Raw genomic sequence first — 19,432 nt, forward strand, 5'->3', positions numbered from 1 at the left:
GCACACCTCACGAAAGCCAGGCCCTTTTCCATGCCAGACCCCGAAAAGCCAATGGCCGCCGAGCCTGCGGCGGACGAGCCGACCGCCGCCGAGTCGTCCTCCCCGAAGACCGAACGCGTCGACCGGCGTGGCATCGCCGCAGCCGCAGCGCTGTTCGCCGCCTGTGCGGGACTGGTCGTGTACGGGGTCCTCGACACGAACGAGACCCCGGAACGGCACGTGCCCACCGCGTCCGTCACATACGAGGTGACGGGCGACGGCACGGCCGACCTCACGTATCAAGCACGGGACGAGTCCGGGAAGGCGGTCACGGTGCGCGGCGCGGAACTGCCGTGGCGCAAGACCGTGCGCGTACCGCTCGGCAAGCCGCCCGTCGTGACCGTCGCCCTGGACGCCAAGGGGGGCCGGGCCAGTTGCCAACTGGCCGTACGCGGAGTTCATGTCCAGACGGCGACCGCCTACGGCACGTACGGCCGCGCCACGTGCCAGGGCGAACTGCCCTCGCCCGAGCCGACCGAGTCAGCGGCGGAGAGTGCCGAATGATTTCCAGCCCCTTCCGTCGCCAAGCGGCGCGCACGGCGCTGGCCACAGCGGTTGTGCTCAGCAGCGTCGCGCTGTCGCGTCCCTCCGCCCCGGCTCCCTCCCCCGCCGCCACGACGACCCGGCCGACCGGGGTCGTGCACACCGTCCCCGTGCCTGTGGGCACCGACCCGGACCATCGCACACTCGGCGCCCACTCCACACGGCCGTTCCGGATGCTCGGCGTCACCTGGTCCGACCCGGAAGCGGTGCTCGACGGCACCGTCCGGGTCCGGACCCGGGACCGCGTGACCGGCGCCTGGACCGGCTGGCAGGCGCTCGAACTCGACGTCCACGCACCGGAGTCGGGCGCCGACCATCGGACATCCGGCGTCCGCTGCGGCACCCAGCCGCTGTGGGTCGGCCCGTCCGACGGCGTGCAGATGCGGGCGAGCGGAAAGGGGCTGCCCGCCGGGCTCCGCGTCGACCTGGTCGACCCCGACGCCGGAACCCCCGCCACCGCCCGTACGGCAGAGGAGCCGACGGCGTCCGTCGCCGGACAGCCGCCGATCGCTTCCCGCGCCGACTGGGGCGCCGACGAGTCGATCGTCGACGACCCTCCGACGTACACGACCGATACGAAGGCCGTGTTCGTGCACCATACGGCCGGGACGAACGACTACACGTGCGCCGAGTCCGCCTCGGTCATCCGCGGCATCCTCACGTACCACGTGAAGTCCAACGGCTGGAACGACATCGGCTACAACTTCCTCGTCGACAAGTGCGGCACGATCTTCGAGGGCCGCGCGGGCGGGGTCGACAAACCCGTGTACGGCGCTCACACCTACGGCTTCAACACCGACACGAGCGGTGTCGCCGTCCTCGGCGACTTCAACACCGCGACGTCCACTCCCGCGGTACGGGATTCGATCGCCGCTCTCGCCGCCTGGAAGCTCGGCCTGTACGGGATCAATCCGGCGGGCACGGTGGTCATGGCGGCCGGAGCGGACAACGGGAAGTTCACGCTGGGCCAGTTGGTGACGATGAACCGGATCTCCGGGCACCGCGACGGCTACCCGACCGAGTGCCCTGGCACCCGCCTCTACGATGACCTGCCCGCCATCCGCACGCTCGCCACGTCGAAGAACACCTCCGCCATGGGTGCCGACGTCAACGGGGACGGCCGCGCCGACCTGGCCGCCGGCATCCCCGAAGCCACCGCGAACACCCGGGCCGGAGCCGGCCAGGTCAGCGTCGTGCCCGGCGCCCCCACCTCTCCCTACGCGGCGAACAGGACCGTCGTCACGCAGGAGTCCGAGGGCGTGCCCGGCGGCTCCGAGGCCGGTGACGGCTTCGGAGCCGCAACGGCGTACGGCGACCTCGACCACGACGGATACACGGACCTGGTGGTCGCCGCACCCGGCGAGGAGGTCACCGCGGGGGCGAGCGACGAGGGCGGCGTGAGCATACTCAGCGGCGGACCGAACGGGCTCACCGGTCAGGCCGGAATGATCAACGAACCGGCGTCGGTGCGCGCGAGTGGCGCGGAGTTCGGGGCCGCGCTCGCCGCCGGGGACTTCGACGGGGACGGCGGCGACGACATCCTCGCCGTGGCGCCCGGCGCCGGGCGCGCCTGGGCTGTCGACGGAGCCGACCGGGCCTTCTCCCCCGTCATCACCCTGTCCGAAGGCCCGGTGCGGGACGCCTCCGTGGCCACCGGGGACTTCGACCACGACGGATTCGACGACGTGGCAATCACGTTTGCCACAACAGGCGGCGACAGCGCCCTTGTCGTGGTGCGCGGTTCGTCGAGTGGACTGCGCACATCCGAGCCCACCGTTCTCGCCAAGGCGGGCGGTCGGTCCCTGGCCTCCGGCGACCTGAACGGTGACGGCTTCAGCGACCTGGCCGTGGGGCGGCCCTCCGCGGCGGTCGGCGGCGACATCGCCACGTACCACGGCTCGGCGGACGGGCTCACGACGGCCGGGGCCGCTGTCGTGGCGCGAAGTGAGCTGGAGGGAGCGGAGACCGGCAGTGAGCTGGGCGCCTCCGCGGCCGTGAGCGACACGGACGGCGACGGATACGCCGACGTGCTCGCCGGTGCGCCCGGGGACGCCTCCGGAGCGGGCCGCGTGTTTCTCCTGCACGGTGGCGCGGACGGTATGGGTGTGGCGGGCGCCGTCACGTATACGCAGGGGACGGGCCCGGTGCCGGGCACGGCCGAGGCCGGTGACCGGTTCGGTTCCTCCGTCACCGTCGCCGATCTCACCGGGGACGGCGTCTCCGACCTCGCGATCGGGGCCGAGGGCGAGAACGAGGGCGACGGGACCGTCATGACCCTGAGCGGCGCGAAGGGCGCCTCGTACGGGCCGACCGCCCTCGGAGCAACCGCCAGTGCCGGTATCGGCGGTGAACTGACCAAGTGGCCGACGGCTGTCGTGCGGCGGTGACGGTGCGGAGGAGGCAGTAAGGAACTCTCGTCCCTATTGGGGGTGCTTGCCTTTGCCCGGCTTCGGGCTCGGGGCCCCTTTGCGGTGTGCGTCGGATCTCCCGTGCGTCGCGGTGCCGTCGGAGGCGCCGCCCTGGCTGCCGCTACTGCCCTTGCCGTCGCCGCCCTCGTGGCGGGCCCGTTCCGCCGCGCAGTACGCGTCCACGGACGACTCTCCGCCCGCCTGCGCGAGGAAACGCTGCCAGGCGGGCGAGTCCAGCGCTTTGCCCCGGCTGCGTACGGATGCGAACGCATGGCACTTGGCGAGGGTGTCGCCTGCTTGGTCCGGGTGATCCGCGGGGCGGCCGGGCGCGCGGGACGGGGTGGACGACCCGGCGGACGGCCGGACCCGCTCCGGCGTGGGCAGCGCGGGCGGGCTGGAGGCACTGAGCTCTGGCATCGGCTGTCGCTCGGTGTCGTGGCCCGGGGCGTCCCTGACCGTGCCGATCCCGGCCATCGCGACGCCGCCCAGCGTGACAGCTGCGACCAGCGTGCCCACGCCGGCCCCCAGCGACCACCGGGCGAAGCCGCGGGAGCGCGGACGCCAGTCGTCGCGGCGCCGCGTCCTGGCCGAGTGGGCGCCCCGGTCACGGGCCTCGCGGAACGCTGCGACAGCTCGTTCCTCGGCACGGTCCCGCTGTTCCGCCGCGCGTGGGGTGGCGGCAGGCAGTCTCCTGAAGTCTCCGGCTCCTTCCGTTCCGGCCGGCCCTTCGTCCTTGAGTGGGTTGCCAGTCATCTCGACTCCCCCAGCGTCGCGGTGCCTTCATCCGTCGCACCTCGCGCGCCCAGTTGCGCCGCGAGCTTCCTGAGGCCCCGGTACGCGGCGGTCCGCACGGCGCCGGGACGCTTGCCGAGGACACGAGCGGCGGACGGTCCGTCGAGCCCGACGAAGACCCGCAGAAGCACTGCCTCGGCCTGGTCCCGCGGGAGGCCGATGACCAGGCTCAGCGCCTCTTCCGTGGAGATCGTCTCCAAGGCCTGGGCGGACGTGTTGTGGGCACTGGGGAGTTCGAGCATGTCGTACTCAAATCCGGAAGAGCGTGGCCGCGCCTTCTGGCGGCGCAGCAGGTCGATGGCGCGGTGCCGGGCGATGGTGGCAGTCCAGCCGCGGAACCCGTCACCATCGCCGCGGAAACGCCCGAGGTCGCGGGCTATCTCCAGCCAGGCGTCGGAAGCCACGTCCTCGGCCTCGTCCCCGACGAGGCCGCGCAGGTATCCGAGGAGGCCGGGCTGCACGAGCCGGTAGACGATCGCGAAGGAGGACTCGTCCCCCTCCTGCGCCCGCGCCACAGCCCTGCTCAGCTCTTCGTCGCGCGCGGGCGTGGAACGCGTCTCCCCGCCCTGGCCCCGCAGGTGGCCCCTTCGCACGTCCGCGCACGGATCCGTCGCGGCGCGGATCATCGAGTCCATGTCCTTACGGTCGCCGGCGTCCCTGCCCGCTGAAAGGCCGCTCGCCGCATAAGTCCCGGGGCACACACGTCACCGAGTCGCACAGGTCGTGTCCCTTCCCCGATCGCCGCCCCGTCCGGGGAGGGTCAGGTAAAAGGTCAGGAGTGATTCCTCACCGCCGAGTGCGAAGCGGTTGTCCACTTTGCCGAGGGGGTTCCACGTACGCCCGTCGGGCATCCGGACGCCGACGGGCCGGCCGAAGTAGGCCCGTTGGGCGTCGTCGAAGTCGACCCACACGGCGCCGGCCCGCCGCACGAGCACCTCTCCCACGTAAGCGCCGACGCCGAACAGGATACCCGCGACCGAAGCACGGTCCGAAGTCCCCTTGCGCAGGCCGTCGATGAGGAAATCCGCGACACGGAGGCTGGCGACGGTGTAGTCGAGAGGGAGCCGGTTGCGCGCGGTGGCGTACGCGACGAATCCCGCGGCGTACCGCCGCATGTCCACTGCGCTCGCCTCAGGTTTGTGACCAGGTCCCATAACATCCGCCCCTCATCCGGTACGAGGAGCGGCCTGCGCGGCTCCCCGCGTGGCCCAGCGCACGACGCCACGTCAGCATCACACGTCACGCACATGTCGCTTCTCACACGACCAATTGACGAAGGCCGTACAACCTTTGAGGGAGCTGTGCGTCTGGCTGGACGCTGCGCGGAGGAAGGGGAAGGGGCCGGGCGCCCGGGTCTCCGACCTCGGGCCGTCAGCCGATCGCACCCGAGCCGTTGACGTGAAGGAAGATGCCGGCCCAGTGGCGGCAGACTTGGCCGGATTGCCGTCGGAGGGCGCCCTCGATTCGGAATGCGAAGCGAAGGCGGAGGAGGCACCACTCGGGCTCGCCTTCGGCTTCCGCTTCTCCGACTCATCCGGCTTCGCCGGTCTCTTCGAGGCCGAGGGTGAGACGGACGCGGATGCCGGATCGGACGCGCTGTCGGAGTCCTCGGCCCGCATCCGGCGGCTTTCGTTACTCACTGCTGCCCGCCGTGAGGCGACCGCCACACGCGAAACGCACCCAAAAAAATACGTTTCCGCAGGTCAGAACGTTTCTCTGACCTGCGGATGGTGGGGCGGGTGGGACTCGAACCCACGGCCGACGGATTATGAGTCCGCTGCTCTAACCGGCTGAGCTACCGCCCCGTCTCGGCGTGGCGCGTACAAGTGTGCGCACCGTCTGCCGCAGCATAGCCGGTCATACGATCTCCCGCTGCGGCTGCCCGGCTCCTGATGACCATGAAGACGGCGCTGCTCGCCGACCGGTTCCGGGCACACGAAAAAGGACCCCGAAGGGGGTCCTCTTCCGATCGCTCCCCCGACTGGACTCGAACCAGTAACCCTCCGGTTAACAGCCGAATGCTCTGCCAATTGAGCTACAGGGGATCGCGCTCCCCCGACTGGACTCGAACCAGTAACCTGCCGGTTAACAGCCGGCTGCTCTGCCAATTGAGCTACAGGGGATTGCTGCGGTGCCTCGAACGTACCTGCCTGGCGGATGCCGGGCGGCGCGCGCTCGCTGCGACACATACATTAGCGCAAGCAGGGGGGTGCTTTGCCAATCGGTATCGGCCGGGGTGATCTCGGGCGTCTGCGGGTAGGCGGGCAGCACACGTCGCACGGAGCGAAGGAAGGGTGGCAGCCATGCGGTACCGGCTCACGTTCATCGCCGGAGTGGCCCTCGGATACGTGCTCGGCACGCGGGCCGGGCGCGAGCGTTACGAGCAGCTGAAGAAGTCCGCGCGCCAGTTCGCCCAGAACCCGGCCGTGCGCAACACCTGCGAGACCGCGGCCCAGAGCGGCCGGGAGTTCGCCGGGAAGGCGTACCACGCCGTGGGCGAGAAGGTCGGCGACAAGGTGCCGGCGTCCGTGACGGACCGGGTGCGGTCCTTCCGGGGACGCGGGAACGGCAACGGCGTCGAGGACGACTGGGGGACCACCAACACCTAGCCGGCCTCGCCGTCGCTTCTGCCGCACCACCGGTACGGGAAACCTCCGGGGGTGCGGCAGAATCTGTGTATGGGCATAGTCGCCGGCTTGGACAGTTCTTCCGCGTTCACACACATCGTGGTCTGCGATACGGACACGGGCGCCGTACTGCGCGAGGGGTACGCCCCGCACCCCGTCGAGGCCAAGGCCACCGAGGCGGACCCGCAGGCGTGGCTGCTCTCCCTCGGTGAGGCCGCCACGGGCGGGCTGCTCGAAGGGGTGCAGGCCATCGGCGTCTCCGCACAGCAGCACGGACTCGTCCCCCTGGACCACCAGGGCAACCTCGTCCGCCCCGCGCTGCTCGGCAACGACAAGCGCGCGCAGGCCGCCGCGGCCGATCTGATCGACGGGCTGGGCGGGCGGCAGGCGTGGGCCGAGGCGGTCGGCGCGGTGCCGCAGTCCGCTCAGCCGGTGGCGAAGTTGCGCTGGCTGGCCCGGACCGAGCCGGAGCAGGCGCAGCGGGTGGCGGCGGTGCTCCAGCCGCACGACTGGCTGGTGTGGCAGCTGCTGGGGCGGCCGGCCCGGCGGACCACCGACCGGGGCGCCGCCTCCGGGACCGGGTACTGGTCGGCGGGGACGGAGTCCTACCGGCCGGATCTGGTGGAGCTGGCGCTCGGGCACCAGGCCGCGCTGCCGGAGGTGCTCGGTCCGTCCGATGCCGCCGGGATGACGCCGGAGGGGCTGCTGATCTCCGCGGGGACCGGCGAGACCATGGCGGCGGCCTTCGGGCTGGGCGTCGGGGTCGGGGACGCGGTCGTGTCGCTGGGGGCCTCGGGCTCCGTGATGGCCGTGCACCACGAGGCGCTGGCCGATCCGACCGGGATGATCACGTCGTTCGCCGACGCGACGGGCATGCATCTGCCGGTGGTGCACACGTCGAATGCCGTACGCGCGCTGCGCGGGACCGCCGAGATGCTGGACGCGGAGGGCCTTGAGGCGCTGTCCGCGCTGGCCCTGAAGTCGACGCCCGGCTCCTCGGGGCTCGTACTCCTGCCGTATCTGGAGGGCGAGCGCACCCCGCAACTGCCGCACACCGCCGGAACGCTGTGCGGGCTGCGGCGCGAGTCGATGAAGCCGGAGCACCTGGCGCGGGCCGCCTTCGAGGGGATGCTCTGCTCGCTCGCGGACGCGCTCGACGTGCTGCGCGGCCGGGGCGTGGAGGTGCGGCGGGTGTTCCTGCTGGGCGCGGCGGCCGAGCTGCCCGCGGTGCAGCAGCTGGCGCCCGCGCTGCTCGGGACGCAGGTGGTCGTACCGCAGCCCGCCCAGTACGCGGCGCTGGGCGCGGCCCGGCAGGCGGCGTGGGCGCTCGGGGTCTCGCAGGGGGCGCTCGACGGGCGCACTCCCCCGGCCTGGCAGGGTGCGGCGGCGCAGGTGCTGGAGCCCGGCGAGGAGCTGGCCGTGGGGCAGGCGGTGCGCCAGCAGTACATCGCGACGCGGGATCAGATTCACCCGGGAGCGTTCGACCCGCCACGGTGAGTGCGGAGGGACCGCAAAATTATGGACCGGGTCTGTTTTTTGACCTGGACTTGAATAAAAACGTTCGCGGTCCCGGCGAGCGGTGCCGGAAGATGGGTCGGCTCCCCCGATCTACGCCGACTCCGAGAGACACGCGTGCTCATAAAACTCCTGCGGGCCTATCTCGGTCCGTACAAGAAACCGATCGCGGTGCTGGTCGTCTTCCAGCTGTTGCAGACCTGCGCCACGCTCTACCTGCCGACCCTCAACGCCGACATCATCGACAACGGTGTCGTGGGGGGGGACACGGGCTACATCCTCCAGTACGGCGGCGTGATGATCGTCGTCAGCATCGCCCAGGTGGTCTGCAACATCGGGGCCGTCTACATCGGCGCGCGCACCGCCTCCGCGCTCGGGCGGGACGTGCGGGCGTCGGTCTTCGACCGGGTGCAGTCCTTCTCCTCGCGCGAGGTCGGGCGGTTCGGCGCACCCTCGCTGATCACCCGTACGACCAATGACGTCCAGCAGATACAGATGCTGGTCCTGATGACGTTCACGCTGATGGTGTCGGCGCCGATCATGTGTGTCGGCGGCATCATCATGGCGCTGGGCCAGGACGTGCCGCTCTCTGCGGTACTGCTCGCGGTGGTGCCGGTCCTGGGCATCTCGGTCAGCCTGATCGTGCGGAAGATGCGCCCGCTGTTCCGGCAGATGCAGAAGCGGCTCGACACGGTGAACCGGGTGCTGCGCGAGCAGATCACCGGCAACCGCGTCATCCGCGCGTTCGTGCGCGACGGCTACGAGGAGGGGCGCTTCCGGGGTGCCAACACCGAGCTGACGGACGTGGCGCTGTCCACGGGCCGGCTGATGGCGCTGATGTTCCCGACGGTGATGACCGTCGTGAACGTGTCGTCCATCGCCGTGGTCTGGTTCGGGGCGCACCGCATCGACAGCGGCGGAATGGAGATCGGCGCGCTGACCGCGTTCCTCGCCTATCTGATGCAGATCGTGATGTCGGTGATGATGGCGACCTTCATGTTCATGATGGTGCCGCGCGCCGAGGTGTGCGCCGAGCGCATCCAGGAGGTCCTGGAGACGGAGTCGAGCGTCGTCCCGCCCGTCGAGCCGGTGCGCGAGCTGCGCGCCCACGGGCATCTGGAGGTGCGCGGCGCGGACTTCCGTTACCCGGGCGCCGAGGAGCCGGTGCTGCGGTCGGTGGACCTGGTGGCGCGGCCGGGCGAGACGACCGCGATCATCGGGTCGACGGGCAGCGGGAAGTCGACGCTGCTCGGGCTCGTACCCCGGCTGTTCGACGTGACGGACGGCCAGGTGCTGGTCGACGGGACCGATGTGCGGACGCTGGACCCGGTGCTGCTGGCGAAGACGGTGAGTCTGGTCCCGCAGAAGCCGTACCTCTTCTCGGGGACGGTCGCGACGAACCTGCGGTACGGGAATCCGGACGCGACCGACGAGGAGCTGTGGCACGCGCTGGAGGTGGCCCAGGCGAAGGAGTTCGTCGAGGCGCTGGAGCACGGGCTCGACGCGCCGATCGCGCAGGGCGGCACCAATGTCTCCGGCGGTCAGCGCCAGCGGCTCTCGATCGCCCGGACGCTGGTGCAGCGCCCGGAGATCTACCTCTTCGACGACTCGTTCTCGGCACTGGACTACGCGACCGACGCGGCGCTGCGGGCGGCGCTCGGGAGGGAGACCGCCGAGGCGACCGTGGTGATCGTGGCCCAGCGGGTCTCCACCATCCGGGAGGCCGACCGGATCATCGTGCTGGACGAGGGGCGGGTCGTCGGGACCGGCACCCATCACGAGCTGATGGACGGCAATGACACGTACCGGGAGATCGTGCTCTCCCAGCTGACGGAAGCGGAGGCCGCGTAATGGCCGGGCCTGGCGGACGCATGATGGCGGGCGGGGCGCCGACCGAGCGGTCCATGGACTTCAAGGGGTCCTCGAAGCGGCTGCTGAAGCGCTTCGCCGTCGAGAAGAACACGCTGTACGTGATGCTCGTCGCGGTCGCGTGCAGCGTCGGGCTCTCCGTGGTCGGCCCGAAGATCCTCGGCAAGGCGACCGACCTGGTCTTCGCCGGGGTCATCGGCCGGTCCATGGACGCGGGGACGACCAAGGAGCAGGCCGTCGAGGGCCTGCGCAGGAGCAACAGCGGCCTGGCCGACATGCTGTCCGGGGTGGACTTCACGCCGGGGCAGGGCATCGACTTCGGCGCGGTGGGCGACGTCCTGCTGATGGCGCTCGCGGTGTACGTCGGCGCGGGGCTGCTGATGCTGGTGTCGACGCGGCTGTCGATCCGGATCATCAACCGGGTCGTGTTCCAGCTGCGCGAGGACATCCAGACCAAGCTGTCGCGGCTGCCGCTCTCGTACTTCGACCGTGCCAAGCGCGGCGAGGTGCTGAGCCGGGCGACCAACGACATCGACAACATCTCGCAGACGATGCAGCAGACGATGGGCCAGCTCATCAACTCCCTGCTGACGATTATCGGCGTGCTGGTGATGATGTTCTGGATCTCGCCGCTGCTGGCGCTGGTCGCGCTGGTGACCGTGCCGCTGTCGGTGGTCGTGGCGACGAAGGTCGGCAAGCGCTCGCAGCCGCAGTTCGTGCAGCAGTGGAAGGTGACGGGCAAGCTCAACGCCCACATCGAGGAGATGTACACCGGCCACACCCTGGTCAAGGTCTTCGGCCGGCAGGCGGAGTCCGCGAAGGACTTCGCCGAGCAGAACGAGGCGCTGTACGAGGCCGGGTTCAAGGCGCAGTTCAACAGCGGGATCATGCAGCCGCTGATGATGTTCGTGTCGAACCTGAACTACGTGCTGATCGCCGTGGTCGGCGGGCTCCGGGTCGCGTCCGGCTCCCTGTCGATCGGCGATGTGCAGGCGTTCATCCAGTACTCGCGGCAGTTCTCGATGCCGCTGACCCAGGTCGCCTCGATGGCCAACCTGGTGCAGTCCGGGGTCGCCTCGGCGGAGCGCATCTTCGAACTGCTGGACGCCGAGGAGCAGGAGGCCGACCCGGCGAAGGGCGAGGGCGAGCACCCCGGCATCCTGCGCGGCAGCGTCGCGCTGGAGCACGTGTCGTTCCGCTACGACCCGGAGAAGCCGCTCATCGAGGACCTGTCGCTGAACGTCGAGCCGGGCCACACGGTCGCGATCGTCGGCCCGACGGGCGCCGGCAAGACGACGCTGGTCAACCTGCTGATGCGGTTCTACGAGGTGACGGGCGGCCGGATCACGCTGGACGGCGTGGACATCGCGAAGATGTCCCGGGCGGACCTGCGCACGGGCATCGGCATGGTCCTCCAGGACACCTGGCTGTTCGGCGGGACCATCGCGGAGAACATCGCCTACGGGGCCTCCGGCGACGTCGGCCGGGAGCGGATCGAGGAGGCGGCGAGGGCGGCCCACGCCGACCGCTTCATCCGGACCCTGCCGGACGGTTACGACACGGTGATCGACGACGAGGGCTCCGGGGTCAGCGCGGGCGAGAAGCAGCTGATCACCATCGCGCGGGCGTTCCTGTCCGACCCGGTGATACTCGTGCTGGACGAGGCGACCAGCTCCGTCGACACCCGGACCGAGGTGCTGATCCAGAAGGCGATGGCGGGCCTGGCGCACGGCCGTACCAGCTTCGTGATCGCGCACCGGCTCTCCACCATCCGGGACGCCGACATCATCCTGGTCATGGAGAACGGCTCGATCGTGGAGCAGGGCACGCACGACGAACTGCTGGACGCGAAGGGCGCCTACGCCCGGCTGTACGCGGCGCAGTTCGCCCAGGCGGTCGCCGAGGTCGACTGAGCGGTACGGCCGCTTCGCGGCTGCCCCGGGTGCACGCGTCCGCGCGTCAGTCGAGGTAGCCGCGGAGCTGGTCGGCGGAGGCGTGGTCGCGGAGCCGGGTGAGGGTCCTGGACTCGATCTGGCGTATGCGTTCGCGGGTCACGCCGAAGATGCGGCCGATCTCCTCCAGGGTGCGGGGCCGCCCGTCGACCAGCCCGTAGCGCAGCTGGACCACCTTGCGTTCGCGCTCGCCCAGGGTGGAGAGCACGGCCTCCAGGTGCTGGCGCAGCAGCAGGAAGGCCGCGGACTCCACGGGGGACGCGGCGTCGCCGTCCTCGATGAGGTCGCCGAGCGAGACGTCCTCCTCCTCGCCGACCGGGGCGTGCAGCGAGATGGGCTCCTGGGCGAGGCGCAGGATCTCGCCGACCCGTTCGGGCGTCAGGTCGAGGTGGCCGGCGACCTCTTCGGGCGTGGGTTCGTAGCCGCGTTCCTGGAGCATGCGGCGCTGGACCCGGACGACGCGGTTGATCAGCTCCACGACGTGGACCGGGACCCTTATGGTGCGCGCCTGGTCGGCGAGGGCGCGGGACATGGCCTGCCGGATCCACCAGGTCGCGTACGTGGAGAACTTGTAGCCGCGGGCGTAGTCGAACTTCTCGACGGCCCGGATCAGCCCGAGGTTCCCCTCCTGGACGAGGTCGAGCATGGTCAGGCCGCGGCCCACATAGCGCTTGGCGACGGAGACGACGAGGCGCAGATTGGCCTCGATGAGGCGGCGCTTGGCCATGCGGCCCATGACGACGAGCCGGTCCAGGTCGCCGGCGAGGCGGGTGTCGGGGTCCGGGGTGCGGGCGAGGCGTTCCTCGGCGAACAGCCCGGCCTCGATGCGCCGGGCGAGCTCCACCTCGTCGGCGGCGGTGAGCAGCGGGATGCGCCCGATCTCGCGGAGGTACTGGCGGAACAGGTCCGAGGTGGGCCCGGCCTCCGGTCTGCCACGCGGCTCCGGGGGCTCGTCCGGCTCCTCCATGACCCCGTAGGGGTGGTCGGCCGCCATGGCCTGTACGGGGACGGCGGGGGCGCGCTCGGCTTCGGTGACGGTCCGGGTCTGCACGGGGGCGACCTCCAGGTGATCGCTGCCGGACCGCGGGGGTGGGGCCGCGCTCCGATGACTCAGGGCACCGCCCTCAGTGTGGGGTACGACACACAGCTCCCACGAGGGGCGTGCGGTGACTTTCTGAATCCGTTCCGTGACGCGGAGGTGAGGGCCTGACCCGGACGACAGGCCCCGTCAGAGCGCGTCGGCTCCGTGGTTGCGCAGGGTCTGGGCGTACTGCTGGAGGACCCAGACCTCGTTCTGCGCGGCGGCGAGGTGGTCGGGGGCCACATTGCTGCCGAGGCGGGCCAGGCTGCTCTGGACGTCGTTGATCCGGCGGTCGACGGCGCGCAGGCGGACCTTGACCAGGTGTTCCCCGGCGTAGGTCTCGTCGATGGACTTGCCGTGGAAGACCTCGACCGCGAGCTCGGTGATCAGCTTGCGGACGGACTCGTTGGGCGTGGCGTCGAGCACCCGGACCAGGTATTCGCGGCTGTCGGCGAGACCCTGCTCGGCGCCGCCCGCCTCCTCGACGCACTGGCGCACGGCGGCGTAGGGCGGCGCGGTGAATTCGTCGGACCCGTAGGCGTCGAAGGCGGGCGCCACGAGCTCGGGGCGCTGGAGGGCGAGCTTGAGCAGTTCGCGTTCGGTGCGGTGGGCGGGGCTGCGAAGGTTGAGCGCGGGGCCCGAGGGGACGGGCGGTGCCTGGACCTGCTGGTGACGGGCGCCACCGCGGGCGGCGGGGGCCGGTCCGCGCCGGTCGCCGCCCCGGCCCCGGGCCCACTGGGCGAGCTGGTTGATCCGGTGGACGACGTACTCCTGGTCCAGGATGCCGATGAAGCCGGCCAGCTGGACGGCGACCTCGCGCTGGACGCTGCCCGTCTTGATCTTGGCGACGACGGGGGCGGCCTCGTCCAGCGCGGCGGCGCGGCCTGCCGGGGTCTCCAGGTCGTACCGCCCGACGATCTGGCGCAGCGCGAACTCGAAGAGCGGGGTGCGCGGTTCGACCAGGTCGCGGACGGCGTCGTCGCCCTTGACCAGGCGCAGGTCGCACGGGTCCATGTTGTCCGGGGCGATGGCGATGTACGTCTCGGCGGCGAACTTCTGGTCGTCCTCGAAGGCCCGCAGGGCGGCCTTCTGGCCGGCGGCGTCGCCGTCGAAGGTGAAGATCACGCGGGCGCTGCCGTTGTCCATGAGGAGGCGGCGGAGGATCTTGATGTGGTCGCCGCCGAAAGCGGTGCCGCAGGTGGCGATGGCGGTGGTGACCCCGGCGAGGTGGCAGGCCATCACGTCGGTGTAGCCCTCGACCACGACGGCCCGGCTGGACTTGGCGATGTCCTTCTTCGCCAGGTCGATGCCGTACAGCACCTGGGACTTCTTGTAGATCGGGGTCTCGGGGGTGTTGAGGTACTTCGGGCCGTTGTCGTCGTCGCGGAGCTTGCGGGCGCCGAAGCCGACGACGTCCCCGGCGGTGTCGCGGATGGGCCACATCAGGCGGCCCCGGAAGCGGTCGATGGGGCCGCGCCGGCCGTCCTGGGAGAGGCCGGAGGTGATCAGCTCCTTGTCGCTGAAGCCCTTGCCGCGCAGGAAGCGGGTGAGGTGGTCCCAGCCGGCCGGGCTGTATCCGACGCCGAAGTGGGCGGCGGCGGCCTGGTCGAAGCCCCGGTCCGCGAGGAACTTGCGGCCGATCTCGGCCTCGGGGCCGTTCAGCTGGTCCACGTAGAACTGGGCGGCCACCTTGTGCGCCTCGACCAGCCTGATCCGCTCGCCGCGCTGGTGGGAGGGGTTGTAGCCGCCCTCCTCGTAGCGCAGGGTGATGCCGGCCTTGGCGGCGAGCCGCTCGACCACCTCCGCGAAGGTCAGGTGGTCGATCTTCTGCACGAAGGCGATCGTGTCGCCGCCCTCCTGGCAGCCGAAGCAGTGGAAGAGGCCCTTGCTCGGACTGACCTGGAAGGAGGGGGACTTCTCGTCGTGGAAGGGGCAGAGGCCCTTGAGATTGCCCCCGCCCGCGTTGCGCAGCTGGAGGTACTCGGAAACGACGGCGTCGATCGGGACCGCGTCCCGTACCGCCTTCACATCGTCGTCATTGATCCTGCCTGCCACGCGTCGAAGTCTACGGGGGAGCTCGGACAAGGACGGCGCGGGCGGGGTCGGTGCCGGGCCGGCGCGGGATACCGACGGCTATGTCCGCGCACCGGCCCGGGGCCGCTCAGACCAGGGATTCCAGGGGCACCGAGGGGTCGGCCAGGGCGTCCGGGTCGACGGGCCGGCCGGCCCGGATCAGCTTCTGGATGTGCTCCGTGACGTCCCACACGTTGACGTTCATCCCGGCGAGCACGGTGCCCTCCTTCAGCCAGAACGCGATGAACTGGCGCTTGCCCGCGTCACCCCGGATGACCACCTGGTCGTAGCTGCCGGGCGGGGCCCAGCCGGAGTACTCCAGGCCCAGGTCGTACTGGTCGGAGAAGAAGTAGGGCACCCGGTCGTAGGCCACGTCCTGGCCGAGCATGGCGCGGGCCGCGGCCGGGCCGCCGTTCAGCGCGTTGGCCCAGTGCTCGACGCGCAGCCGGGTCCCGAGCAGCGGATGGGCGGCGCTCGCCACGTCACCGGCGGCGTAGATGTGCGGGTCGCTGGTGCGCAGGGAGGCGTCGACGGCGATGCCGCCGCCCTCCTCGCGCGGGGCGATCTCCAGTCCGGCCGCCTCGGCGAGCGCGGTGCGGGGGGCGGCGCCGATGGCGGCGAGGACGTCGTGGGCGGGGTGCTCCTCGCCGTCGTCGGTGCGCACCGCGAGGACCATGCCGTCCTGGCCGACGATCTCGGTGAGCCGGCCGCCGAAGTGGAAGCGGACGCCGTGGTCGCTGTGGAGCTCGGTGAAGATCTGCCCGAGCTCGGGGCCGATGACCCGGTGCAGCGGGGTCGCCTCCGGTTCGACCACGGTGACCTCCGCGCCGTAGCCGCGGGCGGCCGCCGCGACCTCCAGGCCGATCCAGCCCGCCCCGGCGACGACCAGGTGGCCGTTGTCGCGGCCGAGGGCGGCGAGGACGTTGCGCAGCCGTTCGGCGTGGGCGAGGCGGCGCAGATGGTGGACGCCGGCCAGGCCGGTGCCGGGGACGTCGAGCCGGCGGGGCTCGGCGCCGGTGGCGAGGAGGAGCTTGTCGTAGTGGATGACGGTGCCGTCGCCCGTCTCCACGGTGCGCGCCTCGCGGTTCAGGCCGGTGACGGACTGGCCGAGGTGGAGCTCGATCTCGGCGCCCGCGTACCAGGCGGTCTCGTGGACGAAGACGCCGTCGCGGTCCTCCTTCCCGGTCAGGTACCCCTTGGACAGCGGCGGGCGTTCGTACGGATGGTCGCGCTCGTCGCCGATCAGGATGACCCGGCCGCTGAATCCCTCCGACCGGAGCGTCTGGGCTGCCTTCGCCCCGGCCAGCCCTCCGCCGACGATGACGAACGTCCGATGTGCGTCGACCACGTGATGCCTCCTCGGTGCTTGCTGCGCGGCGCCAACTGCGAGCGTCCCGCACGCAGCGTAGTGGGGGAAGGGGGTGTGGCCCGATCAGGTCACTCCCGGTGGTGGGCGCCCCTCTGGGTGAGGTGGGTGTGGAGGGCGCGGGCGGAGGCGTCGGTGAGGGCGGCGATCTGGTCCACGAGGACCCGCTTGCGGGCGCGGTCGTCGGGCGCCGTCTCGTACAGCGCGCGCAGCTGCGGTTCGAGCCCTTCGGGGGCGCGGGCGGTGAGCGCGGCGGCCAGTTCGGCGATGACGATGCGCTGGCCGGCGCGGATCTCCTCCTGCTCGGCGCGCTGCATCACGTAACGGTCGGCGATGGCCTTGAGCACCGCGCACTCGTTGCGGGTGGCGCGCGGGACGACCAGCTCGGCGGCGTAACGGGTGAGGCGTCCGGTGCCGTAGCCCTGGCGGGTGGCGGTCTCGGCGGCGAGGCAGAAGCGGCCGATGAGCTGGCTGGTGGCGTCCTTCAGACGGGCCTGGGCGACGGCGGACCCGTCGTAGCCGTGCGGCCACCACTCCTGGGCGATGAGCCGGTCGAGCGCGTCGGCCAGCTCCTGCGGATCGGTGTCGGCGGGCACGTAGCGGCCGATGGCGACGTCCCAGATGCCGCGGCGCTCCGGCTCCGCCTCCAGGCAGTCGGGGTCGATGTGGCCCGCGTGCAGCCCGTCCTCGAAGTCGTGCACGGAGTACGCCACGTCGTCGGACCAGTCCATGACCTGGGCCTCGAAGCACTTGCGGTCGCGGGGCGCGCCCTCGCGGAACCACTGGAAGACCGGCAGGTCGTCCTCGTAGACCCCGAATTTGGGCGAGCCGGGTTCGGTGGGGTGGGCGCCCCGGGGCCAGGGGTACTTGGTGGCGGCGTCGAGGGCGGCGCGGGTGAGGTTGAGGCCGACGCTGACCAGGTCGCCGGTGCGGGGGTCGGGGACGAAGCGCTTGGGTTCCAGGCGGGTGAGCAGCCGCAGCGACTGGGCGTTGCCCTCGAAGCCGCCGCAGTCGGACGCGAAGTCGTTGAGGGCCTGTTCGCCGTTGTGGCCGAAAGGAGGGTGTCCCATGTCGTGGGAGAGGCAGGCAGCCTCCACCAGGTCGGGGTCGCAGCCGAGGGCGGCGCCGAGCTCTCGGCCGACCTGGGCGCACTCCAGGGAGTGGGTGAGCCGGGTGCGCGGGCTGGCGTCCCAGGCGGGGCCCCGGGTGCCGGGCGTGACGACCTGGGTCTTCCCGGCGAGCCGGCGCAGCGCCGCGGAGTGCAGCACGCGGGCGCGGTCGCGCTGGAAGGCGGTGCGGCCGGGCCGTTTGTCCGGCTCGGGGTCCCAGCGCTCGGCGTCGAACGCGCCGTAGGGCGCCGTGCCGGGGTGCTGTGTGCCGTCCGTGCCGTTCATACGTCCGAGATTAATCGGCCGTACCGACAGGACCGGTCAGGCGGAGGCCGCGAAGCGTGTGTTCATCGGTATGTCGCACAGGCCCGCTCCGGCTGCGCGCGCCTCGTCGTACCGGTGCAGGAGCAGCCGGGCCATTGCGGGGTGGGCGCCGAGCGGGGCCGCGGCGATCCACGGCGCGTGGGCGGCGGCGGCCGAGGCGAAGCGGCCGGGGGCGGTGAAGTACGAGGCGACGGCGATCCGGCGGTGGCCCCGGGCGGCGAGCGCGCGCACGGCGGCGGGCACGGTGGGCGAGGCGGCGGACGCGTACGCGGGCACGACGGGCACGCCGCCGAGCCGTTCCCCGAGGAGCCGTGCGGTGTGCCGGGCGTCGGCGGCCGATTCGGGGTCGCGCGACCCGGCGGCGGCGAGGACGACGGCGGTGCCGCGGTCCCCCCGGCCCGAGCCGTCCCAGCCGGCCTCGGTGAGCCGGCCGTGCAGCGCCTCCACGAGCAGCGGGTGCGGCCCGAGCGGCGCGGCGACCCGGGCCCGCAGGGCGGGGGCGGCGGCGACGGACGCGGGGATGTCGTGCTTGACGTGGTGCCCGCGCCCGAGCAGCAGCGGTACGAGGACGGCCTCACCGGCGCCGAGGGCGTGCAGGGCGTCCGGCAGGAGCGGCGCGTTGAGCTCTATGTGGCCGAGGCGCACGTCGAGCCCGGGGCGCAGTTCGCGGACCCGGTCCAGGAGCGCGGCCACGGCGTGCGGGGTGCGCGGGTCCCGGCTGCCGTGGGCGACGGCGACCAGGGCGGGGGCGTCGGACGCCGGGGGGTGCGCGGGGAGGTGCCGGATGCGGTGCATGGGGTCGATGGTGACGGACGCACGTTGCCGGGGCGTTGCATGTCGGTCACGCGGGTTTTCCGCCGCCTCACGGGGGAAGCGCCACGGCCGGGAGGGCTCTCAGCCCCTCCCCCGTACCGCGAACAGGTGCTCGATGACCTGGGCCACCCCGTCCTCCTCGTTGGACCGGGCGTGCGTCTCCACGGCGGCCAGCACCGACGGGTGGGCGTTGGCCATGGCGTACCCCGTACCGGCCCAGGCGAGGACGGTGAGGTCGTTGGGCATGTCGCCGAACGCGATGACGTCGGCCGCCTCGATGCCCCGTTCCGCGCAGAGCACCGCGAGCGCGCCGGCCTTGGTGACGCCGGGCGCGCTGATCTCCAGCAGCCCGCGCCCGCCGGAATGGGTCAGCTGGACGGTGTCGCCGGCCCCCTGGCGGGCGGCGGCGAGCAGGGTGTCCGCGTCGAGCTGTTCCGTCCAGGCGAGGAGCTTGGTGACGGGGGCCTCGGTGAGCCACAGCTCGGCGAGGGACGCCACGGGGAGCTCGGCGCCCTCGTCCTCGGACAGGCGCAGCCGGTAGGCGGGTTCGTAGAAGACCTGGTTGCCGGTCTCCAGGGCGAAGCCGACGCCGGGGACGGCGGCGGCGAGCGCGGTGGCGACCTGCCGGGCGACGGACAGGGACAGCATCTGCGAGGAGACGACGCTGCGGCTCGCCATGTCGTAGACGAGGGCGCCGTTGCTGCACACCGCGGTGCCCGCGAGCCCGGTCGCCTCGGCCAGCCGGTCGACGAAGCGGGGCGGCCGGGCGGTCACGATGACGATCTCCGCCCCGGCCTCCTCGGCGGAGCGCAGGGCGCGCAGGGTGCGGGGCGAGAGCGAGCCGTCACCGCGCAGAAGGGTGCCGTCGAGATCGGAGGCGATCAACCGTGGAAGCGACATCGCCCGATGGTACGCGGACCG

15 protein-coding genes and 3 tRNA genes are annotated in these 19,432 nt (G+C 71.8%); 6 read left to right on the forward strand and 12 right to left on the reverse strand.

The genetic code is table 11. The features are described from left to right. The first annotated feature begins 30 nt into the window (after nt 1-30). Nucleotides 31-543 carry an MmpS family transport accessory protein gene (locus ACFZAT_RS17365; protein ID WP_391265100.1) on the forward strand — a complete coding sequence of 171 codons (513 nt, stop codon included), beginning with the start codon at nt 31-33 and terminating at the stop codon, nt 541-543. Next, nucleotides 540-2,969, forward strand: a complete 2,430-nt coding sequence (locus ACFZAT_RS17370; protein WP_391265101.1) for an FG-GAP-like repeat-containing protein — start codon at nt 540-542, stop codon at nt 2,967-2,969. The genes ACFZAT_RS17365 and ACFZAT_RS17370 overlap by 4 nt, the downstream gene beginning before the upstream one ends. A gap of 33 nt (nt 2,970-3,002) precedes the next feature. On the opposite strand, the gene ACFZAT_RS17375 is transcribed toward ACFZAT_RS17370, so the two are convergent. From ACFZAT_RS17375 to ACFZAT_RS17400, 6 genes are all read right to left on the reverse strand, one after another. Continuing rightward, nucleotides 3,003-3,743, reverse strand: a complete 741-nt coding sequence (locus ACFZAT_RS17375; RefSeq protein ID WP_391265102.1) for a hypothetical protein — start codon at nt 3,741-3,743, stop codon at nt 3,003-3,005. Continuing rightward, nucleotides 3,740-4,408 carry a sigma-70 family RNA polymerase sigma factor gene (locus tag ACFZAT_RS17380; protein ID WP_391265296.1) on the reverse strand — a complete coding sequence of 223 codons (669 nt, stop codon included), beginning with the start codon at nt 4,406-4,408 and terminating at the stop codon, nt 3,740-3,742. Before ACFZAT_RS17380 ends, ACFZAT_RS17375 begins: the two co-directional genes overlap by 4 nt. A 78-nt stretch (nt 4,409-4,486) precedes the next feature. Further along, a complete protein-coding gene (locus tag ACFZAT_RS17385) occupies nt 4,487-4,897 on the reverse strand; it encodes a hypothetical protein (RefSeq protein ID WP_391265103.1) in 411 nt (136 codons plus the stop codon). Nucleotides 4,898-5,510: 613 nt separating this feature from the next. Then, nucleotides 5,511-5,587 (reverse strand) — tRNA-Ile (locus tag ACFZAT_RS17390). 167 nt (nt 5,588-5,754) lie between these two features. Beyond that, nucleotides 5,755-5,827, reverse strand: a tRNA-Asn gene (locus ACFZAT_RS17395). Nucleotides 5,828-5,832: 5 nt separating this feature from the next. Continuing rightward, nucleotides 5,833-5,905: transfer RNA gene (locus ACFZAT_RS17400), tRNA-Asn, on the reverse strand. Nucleotides 5,906-6,085: 180 nt separating this feature from the next. On the opposite strand from ACFZAT_RS17400, the gene ACFZAT_RS17405 reads away from it, so the two are divergent. The 4 genes from ACFZAT_RS17405 to ACFZAT_RS17420 all read left to right on the forward strand — a co-directional run bounded on the left by ACFZAT_RS17405 (nt 6,086) and on the right by ACFZAT_RS17420 (nt 11,706). Then, entirely contained in the window at nt 6,086-6,391 is a 306-nt protein-coding gene (locus ACFZAT_RS17405; RefSeq protein WP_018103307.1) for a hypothetical protein, read from the forward strand. A gap of 69 nt (nt 6,392-6,460) precedes the next feature. Beyond that, the gene (locus tag ACFZAT_RS17410; protein WP_391265104.1) at nt 6,461-7,906 is read left to right on the forward strand and encodes an FGGY family carbohydrate kinase; all 1,446 of its coding nucleotides are present in this window, start codon (nt 6,461-6,463) and stop codon (nt 7,904-7,906) included. A gap of 135 nt (nt 7,907-8,041) precedes the next feature. Continuing rightward, on the forward strand, nt 8,042-9,775 hold the full coding sequence (locus tag ACFZAT_RS17415) for an ABC transporter transmembrane domain-containing protein (protein ID WP_391265105.1): 1,734 nt from the start codon (nt 8,042-8,044) through the stop codon (nt 9,773-9,775). After that, on the forward strand, nt 9,775-11,706 hold the full coding sequence (locus ACFZAT_RS17420) for an ABC transporter transmembrane domain-containing protein (protein ID WP_391265106.1): 1,932 nt from the start codon (nt 9,775-9,777) through the stop codon (nt 11,704-11,706). Before ACFZAT_RS17415 ends, ACFZAT_RS17420 begins: the two co-directional genes overlap by 1 nt. A gap of 46 nt (nt 11,707-11,752) precedes the next feature. On the opposite strand, the gene ACFZAT_RS17425 is transcribed toward ACFZAT_RS17420, so the two are convergent. From ACFZAT_RS17425 to ACFZAT_RS17450, 6 genes are all read right to left on the reverse strand, one after another. Beyond that, nucleotides 11,753-12,796: a sigma-70 family RNA polymerase sigma factor gene (locus ACFZAT_RS17425; protein WP_391265107.1), complete on the reverse strand. Its 1,044-nt coding sequence runs from the start codon at nt 12,794-12,796 to the stop codon at nt 11,753-11,755. A gap of 177 nt (nt 12,797-12,973) precedes the next feature. Next, nucleotides 12,974-14,881: a DNA primase gene (gene dnaG / locus ACFZAT_RS17430; protein WP_391265108.1), complete on the reverse strand. Its 1,908-nt coding sequence runs from the start codon at nt 14,879-14,881 to the stop codon at nt 12,974-12,976. Nucleotides 14,882-14,987: 106 nt separating this feature from the next. Beyond that, complete coding sequence (locus ACFZAT_RS17435) at nt 14,988-16,247, reverse strand: FAD-dependent oxidoreductase (RefSeq protein WP_391265109.1); 1,260 nt, start codon at nt 16,245-16,247, stop codon at nt 14,988-14,990. An 89-nt stretch (nt 16,248-16,336) separates the two neighbouring features. Next, entirely contained in the window at nt 16,337-17,659 is a 1,323-nt protein-coding gene (locus ACFZAT_RS17440) for a deoxyguanosinetriphosphate triphosphohydrolase (RefSeq protein ID WP_391265110.1), read from the reverse strand. A gap of 36 nt (nt 17,660-17,695) precedes the next feature. Continuing rightward, nucleotides 17,696-18,493, reverse strand: a complete 798-nt coding sequence (locus ACFZAT_RS17445) for a CbiX/SirB N-terminal domain-containing protein (RefSeq protein ID WP_391265111.1) — start codon at nt 18,491-18,493, stop codon at nt 17,696-17,698. Nucleotides 18,494-18,592: 99 nt separating this feature from the next. Further along, nucleotides 18,593-19,396 carry a Cof-type HAD-IIB family hydrolase gene (locus ACFZAT_RS17450; protein ID WP_391265297.1) on the reverse strand — a complete coding sequence of 268 codons (804 nt, stop codon included), beginning with the start codon at nt 19,394-19,396 and terminating at the stop codon, nt 18,593-18,595. Nucleotides 19,397-19,432 lie beyond the last annotated feature (36 nt).

Source organism: Streptomyces sp. NPDC008163 (assembly GCF_042956885.1).
Classification (GTDB): domain Bacteria; phylum Actinomycetota; class Actinomycetes; order Streptomycetales; family Streptomycetaceae; genus Streptomyces; species Streptomyces drozdowiczii_A.